This window comes from Haemophilus influenzae, from assembly GCF_003494325.1.
Taxonomy (GTDB): domain Bacteria; phylum Pseudomonadota; class Gammaproteobacteria; order Enterobacterales; family Pasteurellaceae; genus Haemophilus; species Haemophilus influenzae_I.
The window spans coordinates 407,134-421,350 of the sequence record NZ_QQIK01000002.1; the positions used below are offsets into that span (position 1 = coordinate 407,134).

General features: G+C 40.6%; 8 protein-coding genes, 1 tRNA gene, 1 other RNA gene and 1 pseudogene. 5 read left to right on the top strand and 6 right to left on the bottom strand.

Annotated features, from left to right (window positions below):
- The first annotated feature begins 76 nt into the window (after positions 1 to 76).
- The 3 genes and pseudogenes from DV356_RS05220 to DV356_RS05230 all read left to right on the top strand — a co-directional run bounded on the left by DV356_RS05220 (position 77) and on the right by DV356_RS05230 (position 6,434).
- A pseudogene (locus DV356_RS05220) lies at positions 77 to 1,803 on the top strand (class I SAM-dependent DNA methyltransferase).
- A complete protein-coding gene (locus DV356_RS05225) occupies positions 1,796 to 3,175 on the top strand; it encodes a restriction endonuclease subunit S (RefSeq protein ID WP_005694527.1) in 1,380 nt (459 codons plus the stop codon). Before DV356_RS05220 ends, DV356_RS05225 begins: the two are co-directional and overlap by 8 nt.
- A 91-nt stretch (positions 3,176 to 3,266) precedes the next feature.
- Positions 3,267 to 6,434: a type I restriction endonuclease subunit R gene (locus tag DV356_RS05230; protein WP_005694526.1), complete on the top strand. Its 3,168-nt coding sequence runs from the start codon at positions 3,267 to 3,269 to the stop codon at positions 6,432 to 6,434.
- Positions 6,435 to 6,512: 78 nt separating this feature from the next.
- On the opposite strand, the gene infB is transcribed toward DV356_RS05230, so the two are convergent.
- The 4 genes from infB to DV356_RS05250 form a co-directional block, all read right to left on the bottom strand.
- The gene (gene infB, locus DV356_RS05235; protein WP_112119189.1) at positions 6,513 to 9,002 is read right to left on the bottom strand and encodes a translation initiation factor IF-2; all 2,490 of its coding nucleotides are present in this window, start codon (positions 9,000 to 9,002) and stop codon (positions 6,513 to 6,515) included.
- An 11-nt stretch (positions 9,003 to 9,013) separates the two neighbouring features.
- Positions 9,014 to 10,501 carry a transcription termination factor NusA gene (gene nusA / locus DV356_RS05240; RefSeq protein WP_005691699.1) on the bottom strand — a complete coding sequence of 496 codons (1,488 nt, stop codon included), beginning with the start codon at positions 10,499 to 10,501 and terminating at the stop codon, positions 9,014 to 9,016.
- Between the two features lie 16 nt (positions 10,502 to 10,517).
- On the bottom strand, positions 10,518 to 10,973 hold the full coding sequence (gene rimP, locus DV356_RS05245; protein WP_005650281.1) for a ribosome maturation factor RimP: 456 nt from the start codon (positions 10,971 to 10,973) through the stop codon (positions 10,518 to 10,520).
- A 221-nt stretch (positions 10,974 to 11,194) separates the two neighbouring features.
- A tRNA-Met gene (locus DV356_RS05250) sits at positions 11,195 to 11,271 on the bottom strand.
- A gap of 428 nt (positions 11,272 to 11,699) precedes the next feature.
- On the opposite strand from DV356_RS05250, the gene ssrA reads away from it, so the two are divergent.
- Positions 11,700 to 12,065: a transfer-messenger RNA gene (gene ssrA, locus DV356_RS05255) on the top strand.
- Between the two features lie 193 nt (positions 12,066 to 12,258).
- On the top strand, positions 12,259 to 13,551 hold the full coding sequence (locus DV356_RS05260) for an integrase arm-type DNA-binding domain-containing protein (RefSeq protein ID WP_112119188.1): 1,293 nt from the start codon (positions 12,259 to 12,261) through the stop codon (positions 13,549 to 13,551).
- On the opposite strand, the gene DV356_RS05265 is transcribed toward DV356_RS05260, so the two are convergent.
- Both DV356_RS05265 and DV356_RS05270 read right to left on the bottom strand, forming a co-directional pair.
- Positions 13,532 to 13,699, bottom strand: a complete 168-nt coding sequence (locus tag DV356_RS05265; RefSeq protein WP_005652916.1) for a helix-turn-helix domain-containing protein — start codon at positions 13,697 to 13,699, stop codon at positions 13,532 to 13,534. The genes DV356_RS05260 and DV356_RS05265 overlap by 20 nt on opposite strands.
- Complete coding sequence (locus tag DV356_RS05270) at positions 13,699 to 14,205, bottom strand: MazG-like family protein (protein WP_085012573.1); 507 nt, start codon at positions 14,203 to 14,205, stop codon at positions 13,699 to 13,701. Before DV356_RS05270 ends, DV356_RS05265 begins: the two co-directional genes overlap by 1 nt.
- Positions 14,206 to 14,217: the final 12 nt, after the last annotated feature.

Sequence of the window (14,217 nt, forward strand, 5' to 3'; positions counted from 1 at the left end):
AATCATTGAATTTAGCACGCAAAAATCCCTTTCAACTTAATACTGTTTTTCGATAAAATGACACCTGATAATTTGTTTGAATATTCAAACTTCCGATAAAAATCACTTTACAGAGGGCATAATTTATGCAAGACGAGACGAGACGAGACGACCAAGATTGTCGATAAAAATCACACATTACAACAAGCATTTTTAAATGAATTAGACGAAAAACTTTGGGCATCTGCTGATAAACTCCGCAAACAACTTGATGCCGCTAACTATAAACATATCGTTCTTGGTCTTATCTTCTTAAAATACATTTCCGATAGTTTCACCCATCAACAGGAAAAAATTCAGGCGGAACTCTCCACACCTGAAAATCCCCTCTATCTTGACCGCACTTTTTTTGATACTGAAGAAGAATATCAAGAAGCCTTAACCGCAGAACTAGAAAACCGTGATTATTACACCGCTGATAACGTATTTTGGGTGCCAGCTTCTGCACGTTGGCAAGCCTTACAAGAAGTCTCTATTCTCAACACTGGGGCAGAATTGCCTTGGGGTGGAAAATTTTCTGGTGTGGCAAAACTGATTGACGATGCCTTCGATGCCATTGAAAAAGACAACGAAAAACTCAAAGGCGTACTCCAACGCATCAGCGGCTATGCCGTAAACGAAGACACCCTGCGCGGGCTGATTATCCTCTTCTCCGATACCCACTTTACCCGCCCAACTTACAACGGCGAGCCCGTACATTTAGGCGCAAAAGATATTCTCGGCCACGTTTACGAATATTTCCTCGGCAGATTTGCTCAAGCCGAAGGCAAACGCAGTGGGCAATATTTTACACCGAAATCCATTGTTTCCCTGATTGTCGAAATGCTCGAACCCTATTCAGGACGCGTGTATGACCCAGCCATGGGCAGTGGCGGCTTTTTCGTGCAAACCGAACGCTTTATCACCGCCCATCAAGGCAACATCAACAACGTTTCCATCTACGGGCAAGAATTCAACCCGACCACTTGGAAACTCGCCGCCATGAATATGGCGATTCGCGGCATTGATTACGACTTCGGCAAATACAACGCCGACAGTTTCACCCAGCCACAACACATCGACAAAAAGATGGATTTTATTATGGCGAATCCGCATTTTAATGATAAAGAATGGTGGAATGAATCCCTTGCCGATGATCCACGTTGGGCATACGGCACACCGCCCAAAGGCAACGCCAACTTCGCTTGGCTGCAACACATGATTTACCACCTCTCGCCAAACGGTAAAATAGCATTATTGCTTGCCAACGGCTCTATGAGCAGCCAAACCAACAACGAAGGCGAAATCCGCAAAGCCATCATCAATGCCGACCTGGTCGAATGTATGGTTGCCCTGCCCGGCCAGCTCTTTACCAACACCAAAATCCCCGCCTGCATTTGGTTTTTAAACCGCAACAAAAAGCGCAAAGGCGAAGTATTATTTATCGATGCCCGCCAAATCGGCTATATGAAAGACCGCGTATTGCGTGATTTCACCGCTGACGACATCGCCAAAATTGCCGATACCCTCCACGCTTGGCAAACATCAGACGGCTACGAAGACCAAGCCGCTTTCTGCAAATCCGCGACTTTAGAAGAGATTAAAAATAACGACTTCGTCCTCACACCAGGGCGCTACGTCGGCACTGCAGAACAAGAAGACGACGGCGTGCCATTTGCAGAAAAAATGCAAAATCTGACCGCTCTTTTGAAGGAGCAATTTGCAAAAAGTGCGGAATTGGAAGCTGAGATTAAGAAGAATTTAGGGGGATTGGGTTATGAGTGATTGGAAAGAGTATTCTCTGGGTGATATATCAAGAAATATATCAAGAAGGTTTGACTTTAATGCATACCCAAATGTTGTATTTATTAACACTGGGGATGTATTAAATAATAAATTTCTACATTGCGAGATATCAAACGTCAAAGATTTACCAGGGCAAGCTAAGAAAGCCATAAAAAAAGGCGATATTCTATATAGTGAAATAAGACCAGGTAATGGACGATATTTATTTGTAGATAATGATTTAGACAATTATGTTGTTTCCACAAAATTTATGGTAATTGAGCCTAATGCTAATATTGTATTACCAGAATTCCTATTTTTACTACTAATTAGCAATGAAACAACCGAATATTTTAAAATGATAGCTGAATCAAGATCTGGAACATTTCCACAGATCACATTTGATTCGGTTTCAAGTTTATCTTTAAATATACCAGATAAAGAAACACAACAAAAAATCCTTGATATTATTACCCCATTAGATGACAAAATAGAACTCAACACCCAAATCAACCAAACCTTGGAACAAATCGCCCAAGCGCTGTTTAAAAGCTGGTTTGTCGATTTCGATCCCGTGCGTGCCAAAGCCCAAGCCCTTTCGGACGGCATGAGCCTTGAACAAGCGGAACTTGCCGCCATGCAGGCAATCAGCGGAAAAACACCCGAAGAACTGACCGCACTTTCACAAACACAGCCTGACCGCTACGCCGAATTAGCCGAAACCGCCAAAGCGTTTCCGTGTGAGATGGTGGAGGTTGATGGGGTGGAGGTTGATGGGGTTGAGGTGCCGAGGGGGTGGGAAATGAAAGCCTTATCAGATTTAGGTCAAATTATCTGCGGGAAAACACCATCAAAATCCAACAAAGAATTTTATGGTGATGATGTGCCATTTATTAAGATTCCAGATATGCACAATCAAGTATTTATTACTCAAACAACAGATAACTTGAGTGTAGTAGGTGCAAATTACCAATCTAAAAAATATATTCCAGCAAAAAGCATTTGTGTAAGTTGTATTGCTACTGTCGGATTGGTTTCAATGACATCTAAGCCATCTCATACAAACCAACAAATTAATTCAATTATTCCAGATGATGAACAATCCTGTGAGTTTTTATATTTATCGTTAAAACAGCCATCAATGACAAAATATCTAAAAGATTTGGCAAGTGGTGGCACTGCAACTTTAAATTTAAACACAAGCACATTCTCTAAAATAGAGATAATTACACCATCAAAAGAAATTATCTATATTTTTCAAAAAAAAGTTGTTTCTATTTTTGAAAAGACCTTATCAAATTCTATTGAAAATAAGAGACTAACTGAAATAAGAGATTTATTGCTGCCTAGATTGTTGAATGGGGAAATTTAATTACTCACGAGGTTGATTTCACTTCTGCCAATAAACGAAGAAATTAATCTATTAGCTCCCCAAAGACAGCAAATACACAAAAGGAACACCTATGCTCAACGAAAATGACATCGAACAACTTACCCTTCAACGCCTGCAATCCCTCGGTTGGGAATATCGCTACGGTAAAGACTTGCCTGTTCATGAGGGCAAGTTTGCCCGTGGCGATTTGAGCGGCGTAGTCTTTGTTGAGCAACTGCGTGAGGCGGTGCGTAAACTTAATCCTCAGCTTCCTGAAAGTGCGGTGGATTCTGTAGTGAAATCGGCAACGAAAAGCGATATTGGCGACTTGGTTGTGCGTAATCAGACGTTTTATAAACTGCTGCGTGATGGCGTGCGGGTCGAATATACGCAAAACGGCGAACAGAAAATTGAGATGGTGCGTTTGGTGGATTTCGAGCATTGGGGAAACAACCGCTTTGTTGCCGTCAATCAATTGGAAATCCGCAGCCGCAAAGGAGGTAAACGGATTCCCGATATTATCGGCTTTGTAAATGGTCTGCCGTTGGTGGTATTTGAGCTCAAAAATCCGTTGCGTGAATCGGCGGATTTGTTGCAGGCGTTTAATCAATTTGAAACCTATAAAGATGAAATTGCCGAGCTGTTTGTTTACAACCAAGCTCTGATTATTTCAGACGGCATTGTCGCCCGTTTGGGTTCGCTTTCGGCAGATTTCCAACGCTTTACGCCGTGGAAAGTGGTCGATGAAAAAAATAAAAGCGCGCGCTTATATTTTGACGATGAGTTGCAAAGCCTGCTCAATGGCTTAATGCAGCCTGAGGATTTATTGGACTATATCCGCTATTTCGTCTTGTTTGAACGGGATTCCGTTGGCAAAACCATTAAAAAAATCGCGGCGTACCATCAATATTACGGCGTAAATGAAGCGGTAGATTCCACCATTTGGGCGACTTCAGAAAAAGGCGACCGCCGCATTGGGGTGATGTGGCATACGCAGGGTTCGGGCAAGTCGATTTCGATGCTGTTTTATGCAGGCAAACTGCTTGCACAGCCTGAATTGAAAAATCCTACCATTGTAGTGGTTACCGACCGCAACGATTTAGACGGTCAGCTTTTCCAAACTTTTTCTTCAGGCAAGGATTTAATCAAACAAACACCGCAGCAAGTAGAAGACCGCGATCAACTGCGCCAACTGCTCGCACAAAATGAAGTCGGCGGCGTGTTTTTTACTACGATTCAGAAATTCGCCCTAAATGAGGAAGAAAGCCGCTTCCCTATTTTAAATGAGCGCAACAATATTATTGTGATCAGCGATGAGGCTCACCGCAGCCAATATGGCTTTACGCAAAAGCTGCATAACGGCAAGTTTCAGACAGGTTATGCTCGCCATTTGCGTGATGCTTTACCTAATGCCTCGTTTATTGGTTTTACAGGTACGCCAATTAGCCTTGAAGATAAGGACACGCAAGATGTGTTCGGTCGTTATGTGTCCATTTATGACTTGCAAGATGCGGTGGAAGATGGAGCGACTGTACCGATTGTTTATGATGATGCTCGCCAAATTCGCTTAAATAAAAAAGACCACGATGCTTTGTTTGCAGAAATTGATGCTCTACTAGAAGAGGAGCCATCAACTTCCCTGCGTTTGCGGGAAAAATTACTAGGCTCACAAGAGCGTCTTATCGAATTGGCCGCAGATTTTGTGCAACATTTTGCCAAACGCAATGAAGTGGTGGACAGCAAAGCGATGATGGTGGTTTCCAGCCGTCAAATTTGCGTGGATTTGTATAATCAGATCATCGCTCTGCACCCTGAATGGCATTCGGACAATATTAACGAAGGGGCGATTAAAATTGTGATGACAGGTTCGGCAAGCGATACGCCTGAAATGCAAAAGCATATTTACAGTAAGCAGGAAAAGCAAACGTTAGAACGTCGCTTTAAAGACCCGAACGATCCGCTGAAAGTGGTGATTGTGCGTGATATGTGGCTGACAGGCTTTGATGCACCGTGCTGTAACACTATGTATCTTGATAAGCCAATGAAAGGGCATAACCTAATGCAAGCCATCGCACGAGTAAACCGTGTATTCGCTAACAAAAGTCGTGAAAACGGTGGGCTTATCGTAGATTATGTTGGTTTGGCAAAAGAATTACGAGCAGCCACACAGCAATACACCAACTCTACAGGCAAAGGTCAATTAGCGGAAGATGTGCAAAGCGTGTTCTTTAAAATGAAAGAACAGCTTGAATTTATCCGAACTTTGTTTGCGACACCAATTGAAGGAAAAACTTTTGATGTTCAGGCTGCCTTAGAAAAAGATAATCCGAATGATCTTTTGATGGCGATTCGTTTTGCCGCCAACCATATTTTAAGCCTTGATCAATTATCGTTTGATGGCAAAGCGCACGAGCAGCATTGGTTTAATAAAAAAGAAACCGAGCCACGCAAAAAAGCCTTTTTGAAAACGGCAGGCTTGGTAAAAAAAGGCTATATGCTGTGCGGCACATTGGCTGAAGTTGAGCCGTATAACCAAGAAATCGCCTTTTATGATGCCGTACGGGCAATTTTAACTAAACGTGAACAAAAAGGCACAGGCACAAATGAAAGACAGATTTTATTGAAAAAATTGGTCAATCAAACTGTGTATTCTGAAGGCGTGATTGATTTATTCGATCTGCTAGAAAAACCACAACCACAAATCAGTTTGCTTTCCGAGGAATTTTTACAAACTGTAAAAAATAGCCCAACTAAAAATTTATGGGTTAGCGCGATGGAGCGTTATTTGGCAAGTGAAATTAAAGTTAAATCAGGCACAAACTTAACCTTGCAAAAAGATTTTGAACGGCGTTTGAAGGAAGCATTGAATCAATACCACAATCACAATTTGACTGTGGTAGAGATTTTGGACGAACTCTTTAAAATGAGCCAAGATTTCCAAGAACGTTTAGCATTAGGGAAAAAACTAGGATTAACCAAGGAAGAACTAGCCTTCTATGAAGCTCTATCTCAAAATCAAAGTGCAAAAGATTTGATGGGTGATGAAGTGCTTTCTAAACTGGCGAAAGAAATCACGGAAACACTTAGAAAATCGGTCACAATCGACTGGCAGTACAAAGAAGCGGTGCGGGCAAGAATTAGATTACTCGTTCGACGTGCCTTACAAAAATATAAATACCCGCCTGATAAACAGGAAGAAGCGGTAACTTATGTGATTAAACAAGCTGAAGAAATTGCTGAGGATTTAACTGGTTTATAATTTTGATGCGGTTTATTTAATAACAAAAGGGCGATTAAAAACACTATGATTTTTAACCGCCCTTTATTTTGTTAAAAGTTAGATTGAACGTTTAACTTCAACCACTTCAAATACCTCAATTTGGTCGCCGACTTTTACATCATTGTAGTTTTTCACGCCGATACCACATTCCATACCGTTACGAACTTCAGATACGTCGTCTTTGAAACGGCGAAGAGATTCTAATTCCCCTTCAAATATAACGACGTTGTCACGTAATACACGGATTGGGTTGTTACGTTTCACTACACCCTCAGTTACCATACAGCCTGCGATTGCACCAAATTTCGGATGACGGAATACATCACGAACTTCAGCTAAGCCAATAATTTCTTGTTTAAATTCAGGCTCTAACATACCGCTCATTGCTGCTTTAATTTCATTCAACAATTCATAAATAATTGAGTAGTAGCGTAAATCAATGTTTTCAGCTTCAATGACACGACGAGCTGTTGCATCCGCTCGAACATTAAAGCCAACAATGATGGCATTAGATGCGGTAGCTAAAGTTGCATCAGTTTCAGTAATACCACCTACACCTGAACCAACAACTTTAACTTTTACTTCATTGGTAGAAAGTTCATTTAACGCTTGAACAATCGCCTCTACAGAGCCTTGTACATCCGCTTTCACAATAACGTTCAATTCAGCCACATCGCCTTCAGACATATTGCTAAACATATTTTCAAGTTTCGCTTTTTGCTGACGAGCTAATTTCACTTCACGGAATTTACCTTGACGATATAACGCCACTTCACGTGCTTTTTTCTCATCACGCACAACAGTTGCTTCATCACCCGCTGCAGGCACGCCTGAAAGACCTAATAATTCAACTGGAATTGAAGGACCTGCTTCATCCACTTCTTTCCCGTTTTCATCACGCATTGCGCGCACACGGCCATATTCAAAACCACAAAGTACGATGTCACCTTTACGTAGTGTACCTGATTGAACCAAGATAGTTGCCACAGGGCCACGACCTTTATCCAAGTAAGATTCAATGACTACACCACTTGCCATGCCGTCTTTTACAGCGGTCAATTCAAGCACTTCAGATTGAAGTAAGATTGCATCTAATAAATCATCAACCCCTGTACCTTTCTTCGCCGATACTGGAACGAATTGCACATCACCACCGAATTTCTCAGAAATGACATCATGTTGTAATAATTCTTGCTCAACACGATCTAGATTTGCTTCTGGTTTATCGATTTTATTTACTGCAACCACTAAAGGTGCACCCGCTGCTTTTGCGTGTTGAATCGCTTCGATAGTTTGAGGCATCACACCATCATCGGCCGCAACAACAAGAACAACGATATCTGTTGCTTTTGCACCACGTGCACGCATAGAAGTAAACGCTGCGTGTCCTGGAGTATCCAAGAAGGTGATCATTTTGCCATCATCCATTTCTACGTGATACGCACCGATATGTTGAGTAATACCACCCGCTTCGCCTGCAGCAACTTTCGCTTTACGAATATAGTCAAGTAAAGAGGTTTTACCATGATCAACGTGACCCATGATGGTTACAACTGGCGCACGGGTTACTTTTTCTGCGTTTACATCACGATCGCCTAATACCGCTTCTTCAAGCTCATTTTCATTACGAAGAATCACTTTATGACCAAGTTCTTCTGCTACTAATTGAGCGGTTTCTTGGTCGATAACTTGGTTGATAGTAACCATTTCGCCCATCTTCATCATCATTTTGATGATCTCTGTAGCTTTTACCGCCATCTTATTCGCAAGTTCTGCAACCGTAATGGTTTCTCCAATGACTACATCCGATTTAACTACTTGAGCAGGTTTAGTAAAGGCTTGTTGAAGTGCGGCACCTTTTTTGCCATTTTTACCTTTACCAAACTTAGCGTCTTTTTGATTTTTACGATTAGATTCGCGCTCGTTTTTCGAGTTTTTGCTATTTTCATCGTCGCGACCGCCTTTTTTCGCTTTCGCTACTTTATTTTTGCCACGACCACGATTTTCATTACGACGATCTTCTTCATCTTCTGCTTCAAGTGCATATCTTGAACTTAGATTGTAATCAGAATAGTCTTCTGAAGAAGATTCATTGTCTGAATCATCTGCTTCAGCATAACGTTTCGCTTCTTCTACTGCACGACGAGCTTGTTCTTCTGCTTTTTGACGAGCTAATTCTTCAGCTTTACGACGAAGTTCTGCTTCTTCTGCTTTACGTTTCTCTTTTTCAGGATCAACAGATTTCACTTTAGAATCTACCGCACTTTTTACTGGCTTAGCAGTTTCAGCTTTCACTTTTTCAGCTTCTAAACGAGCTTTTTCTTCTACTGCTTTTTGTTCAGCAATTTTTTTCGCTTCCGCTTCTTGCTGTGCTTTTAATTTTGCTTCTTCTTGTTGAGCAATATCAGTTTTTACTGTGCGTTTTTTACGTACTTCTACTTGTACTTCTTTGCTTTTACCGCCAGTTGTGGTGCTGCTCACTGTTGTTTTTGTTCTGCGTTGAATGCTTAATTTTTTTGGCGCATCAGCCTTAACATCTTCAGTCATTACTGCTCTCCTTATTCTTCGCCAAACCAACAAATATTACGTGCAGCCATAATTAAATCTGCGGCCTGTTCTGCGGTTAATTCTTCAATATCAGTTAAATCATCAACGCCTTGTTCTGCGAGTTCTTCAAGGGTGGTAATTTGTTTTTCTGCTAGTTTGATCGCAACGTGACGATTCATTCCCTCTAAATTCAATAAACGATCTTCAACATTCGCTTTTTTCAGTGCTTCTTCTTCAGCTACTGCTGCGGCTGTAATCGCATTTTTAGCACGAGTTTGAAGCTCTTCAACAAGATCTTCATCTTCCAAACCATCAATTGCTGTCAATTCATTCATTGGCACATAAGCAATTTCTTCTAAACTTGTGAAGCCTTCTTCTACAAGGATTTGAGCAAATTCTTCATCAAGTTCTAATGCGTTAATAAATAAATTTAACACTTTGTTATCTTCTGCTTGATGCTTAGCATTTAACTCATCAGTCGTCATTACGTTTAGTGTCCAACCCGTTAATTGTGTTGCTAAACGCACGTTTTGACCATTACGACCAATGGCTTGAGCAAGATTATCAGCTTCAACAGCAATATCCATAGAATGATTATCTTCATCAACGATAATAGAAGAAACATCCGCAGGTGCCATCGCATTAATCACAAATTGCGCGGGATTGTCATCCCAAAGCACGATATCTACACGCTCGCCACCAAGTTCATTCGTAATTACCTGAACACGCGCACCACGCATTCCTACACAAGCACCAACTGGATCAATTCGCTTATCATTTGATTTCACTGCAATTTTAGCACGAGAGCCAGCATCACGAGCTGCACCACGAATTTCAATCATTTCTTCGCCAATTTCAGGCACTTCAATACGGAATAATTCGATCAACATTTCTGGTTTAGAACGTGTCACAAATAATTGTGCAGTTTTGCCTTCAGGATTTACTTTATAAAGTACCCCACGAACACGATCTCCCGGACGGAAGTTTTCACGTGGTAACATATCTTCACGCGCAATCATCGCTTCCGCTTTATTGCCAAGATCTAAAATAATACTGTCTCGACTTACTTTTTTTACAGTGCCTGTTACAATTTTTCCTTCTTCTTCACGAAATTGTTCAACCACTTTTGCACGTTCGGCTTCACGAATTTTAGTGCTAATAACTTGACGTGCCGTTTGCATTGCAATACGGTCAAATGCAATAGATTCAATTTGATCTTCTACATACTCTCCAAGTTGCAAATTTGGATCATCAAATTGCGCCGCTTCCAAAGTAATTTCCTTCGTTGGTACTTTTACTTCATCTACGACTAACCAACGGCGAAAAGTATCAAATTCTCCTGTTTTGGGATTAATTGAAACGCGAATATCCGTTTCATATTCAAACTTCTTCTTAGTAGAAATCGCAATCGCACTCTCTAATGCTTCAAAAATTTTCTCACGTGGTAATAATTTTTCATTGGATACAGCTTCCGCCGCCAGTAAAATTTCTTTACTCATTTCTCTTTTTCTCCTTTTAAAATTTTGCAACAACATTCGCTTTTTGAATGTTTCCGAAGACTAAAATTTGTTCTTGATCATCAACGATTAAAGTAATCATATCCTTTTCAATACGCTCTAACTTACCTTGCCATTTACGGCGTTCCATCACTGGAATTCGCAAATGCACAGCGATATCTTGCCCAATATAGCGTTCAAATTGCGGCAAGGTAAATAGCGGACGATCTAAACCGGGTGACGACACTTCTAGATTATATTTATCCGCAATTGGATCTTCCACGTCTAAAATTGCGCTCACTTGACGACTTACATCAGCACAATCATCAACTGTCACACCACCTTCTTTATCTATAAATAAACGAACTGTCATAAAACGACCCACGCGCTGACACTCAATTCCCCACAATTCACAGCCTAAATCCTTTACCGCATCTTGTAGCATTTCTTGTAAATTTTGTTCTAATGTAGCCAATTTCTACTCCTATATAGGGTGTAATTCACCGCACTATATCATAACCTTATGAAACCTTATCCTAAACAATACTTATCCCTCTATTTTAGTAATAGTAAGAAGATAGTTTATTAAATCTCAGACATAAAAAAAGGGTTAGGTTCATAAGAACCTAAGCCCAGTTACTAAATTTCTTATAGAAAAAAACCCCAAAACTGGGGTTCTTTTACTGAACTTATTATTGGTTGCGGGGGCTGGATTTGAACCAACGACCTTCGGGTTATGAGCCCGACGAGCTACCAAGCTGCTCCACCCCGCGTCCGAAATATGCACCACATTATAGTGATAAAAATTTAATATGCAAGAAATTTTATAAAATCATTGATGATAAATACTAGAATAAGATAACATTTTCCAAAAAATTTAGGAGCTAATTATAGCATATATGCTGTGTTATATTTTCAGGAATTCGTAAATATCTTTAATTTTGCCATAATTTAAAAATCTATAGCTCCTATCATCAAAAATAAAGCGTGAAATAATGCCAATTAATTAACGCCATTATCAAGCCTCCCTGCCATAAAAAATCAATGATCGTCTCCAATCAATTTAGAGATGAATTGTTAATAAGGTAATAAGCCAATAATAAATAGACAATATTTAAGGTTATTCTAGCTTTCATACAAAAATTCAATCAATCTCGACTTTCCCTACCTTTCTTTTTTTGTTAGACTAACACGCAATTTTGGGGCTGATTCTGGATTCGACGGGATTAGCGAAGCCCAAGGTGCACGTCGAGGTGCGGTAGGCCTCGTAAATAAACCGCAAAAAAATAGTCGCAAACGACGAACAATACGCTTTAGCAGCTTAATAACCTGCATTTAGCCTTCGCGCTCCAGCTTCCGCTCGTAAGACGGGGATAACGCGGAGTCAAACCAAAACGAGATCGTGTGGAAGCCACCGTTTGAGGATCGAAGCACTAAATTGAATCAAACTAGCTTAAGTTTAGCGTGTCTGTCCGCATGCTTAAGTAAAATTAAAGACGAGACTAAACGTGTAGTACTGAAGGTAGAGTAATTTCGGACGGGGGTTCAACTCCCCCCAGCTCCACCACCAAACAACATCACAAAAGATCACAAGCGGTCAAATTTATTGAAAAATCAATAGTTTGACCGTTTTTGTTTGGTGTCTTAATACTGCTCAAAAGATCAGTTAATTTCACAAGCGATCGCATTTTTTTGTAGTAAAAATAGTAGTAAGAACTTACAATGCAAAAATCTTACTACCATTTTATGAAATTCCTACCATGGCAAAAATCATCAAGCAGCTAACCATTGCACAGGTAAACAATGCCAAAGCGGCAGAAAAGATCTATTATTTATTCGATGGAGAAGGGCTGAAACTCGTCGTCAAGCCTAACGGTGTGAAAACGTGGGTGTTTAATTACAAACGCCCCTACACATTAAAACGTACCGAAAAAACCATCGGCACTTTCCCTGCAGTGTCGCTTAAAGATGCCCGTCAAAAAGCACTCAAATTTCGCCAACTTTTAGCCAATAAAATTGACCCACACGAATTTGAGCGAAAACAAGCCATAGACGCACTAAAAGAACAGCAAAGCACATTCGCCCACGTTGCGAATGAATGGTTGCTCTATCGTGCGAAAATCGGCAAAGAACAAGGTAATTACACAGAAAAGACAAGGATTGATACCGAAAGACGTGTTAATTCCGCCATTGATTTAATTGGTGACGTACCTTTCAAAGAATTGACTCTAAAACACGGTTTATCCGTGCTTGAACCTTATCGCCAATCAGGCACAACGGCTGAATTGAAAAAGCGTTATTTAGTTTTAAAGTCAATCGCAGAATATGCCGAACGTTTTGAATATTGGGAAAACAACAAATGGAAATATCTTGGCGATGATCTCCCTGCAGTGAACAAAAACAAACATCACCCGTCAATCCATTACAAAGCCTTACCGGAATTCATGATCAGCCTTGCACGGGCCAATATATCCCAAACTGTTCGCCTTGCGATTTTGTGGGGGTTGCTCAACGCTACAAGGGCGAGCGAAACCGTCAGTGCAAAATATTCTGACATCATTGAACACGAACATTTGCCCAATGGTAAAGTGTGGCAAGTGGAAGTTTCAAAAGGCGGGAAAGGAGATCGATTGCACCTTGTACCGTTAAGTAAACAGGCAGAAACCTTGCTTTCATACATCAAGCAACACGCAAATAAGGAATATTTGTTCCCGTCCACTTTGTCAAAGACGAGAAATAAAAAGCATATCAATAGCCAAACACCGAATGAAGTGATTAAAACAATGGACGGCGGCAAATACAAAGGTACCATGACAAATCACGGCATACGGTCGTTATTCAGCAGCTATTGCAATGATAATCGCCTAGAACTTGGCTTGGATAAAGAAGTCATCGAAATTTGCCTAAGCCATTTGAATTCCGATGAAATACGAAACGCCTATAATCGGGCGGAATATTTGCCTTACCGATTAAAGACGTTTCAAGAATGGGCCAACTATGTTGAAAAATGTGCGAATGGTTTATTCAAAGAAATTATTGCCGACAAGTCTTAATGTATTCGTTCAAGTCGCTTTCCGCAATCTTGCGAGAGCGACCGAATTTATAAGACTTTAACTTGCCGCTAGAAATCCAACGTTTCACGGTTGCTTCTGAACAAATCCCCATTTGCACGATCTCTTTGATTGAAAAATATCGTTCCATTATAAATCCCCCTCTTTTACAAACACGCCGTCAATCATACGTCCTTTGCGGTCTTTGATTTGCTCGTAAGCGTACTGAACACAATCCCAGAAATCAAGATTAGCCATTTTACTGATAAGGAATAGATAATTAGATAGACAGTTTACATCCCAATCATCAGGTGGGGTTTTACTTGCAAAACCACCTATTCTTGCAGCGGTTCGTAATAGTGCCTCATCTATGGAGCTTGCCCTAAAATGTCCTGTTGGTTCAAGTAAGTGCGATTGGTTGGCGTTGGTTTCTACTGACTCATTGCGACATTGAGCGTTTATGATTGTCAGCACAACAAAACAATCACCAATACTATCTTTAATTATATTAATATTGCCTTTCGCAACACCCCCACAAAGCTCACCAAACTCCTCAACCATCTTGAGTGTTTGCTTTTTAATACTTGAGCCTTTAATCAAATTGCGATCCTCCGCCCATTGTTCAATGTTTTTTATAAGCTGTTGTAAGTCTGCCATTTTAATTTCCTC

Bases quoted from the DNA above. Each gene is read 5' to 3' on its own strand.
- DV356_RS05270 (WP_085012573.1), bottom strand. From the start codon at position 14,205: ATGGCAGACTTACAACAGCTTATAAAAAACATTGAACAATGGGCGGAG.
- infB (WP_112119189.1), bottom strand. From the start codon at position 9,002: ATGACTGAAGATGTTAAGGCTGATGCGCCAAAAAAATTAAGCATTCAA.
- DV356_RS05225 (WP_005694527.1), top strand. From the start codon at position 1,796: ATGAGTGATTGGAAAGAGTATTCTCTGGGTGATATATCAAGAAATATA.
- DV356_RS05265 (WP_005652916.1), bottom strand. From the start codon at position 13,699: ATGGAACGATATTTTTCAATCAAAGAGATCGTGCAAATGGGGATTTGT.
- DV356_RS05230 (WP_005694526.1), top strand. From the start codon at position 3,267: ATGCTCAACGAAAATGACATCGAACAACTTACCCTTCAACGCCTGCAA.
- DV356_RS05260 (WP_112119188.1), top strand. From the start codon at position 12,259: ATGGCAAAAATCATCAAGCAGCTAACCATTGCACAGGTAAACAATGCC.
- nusA (WP_005691699.1), bottom strand. From the start codon at position 10,501: ATGAGTAAAGAAATTTTACTGGCGGCGGAAGCTGTATCCAATGAAAAA.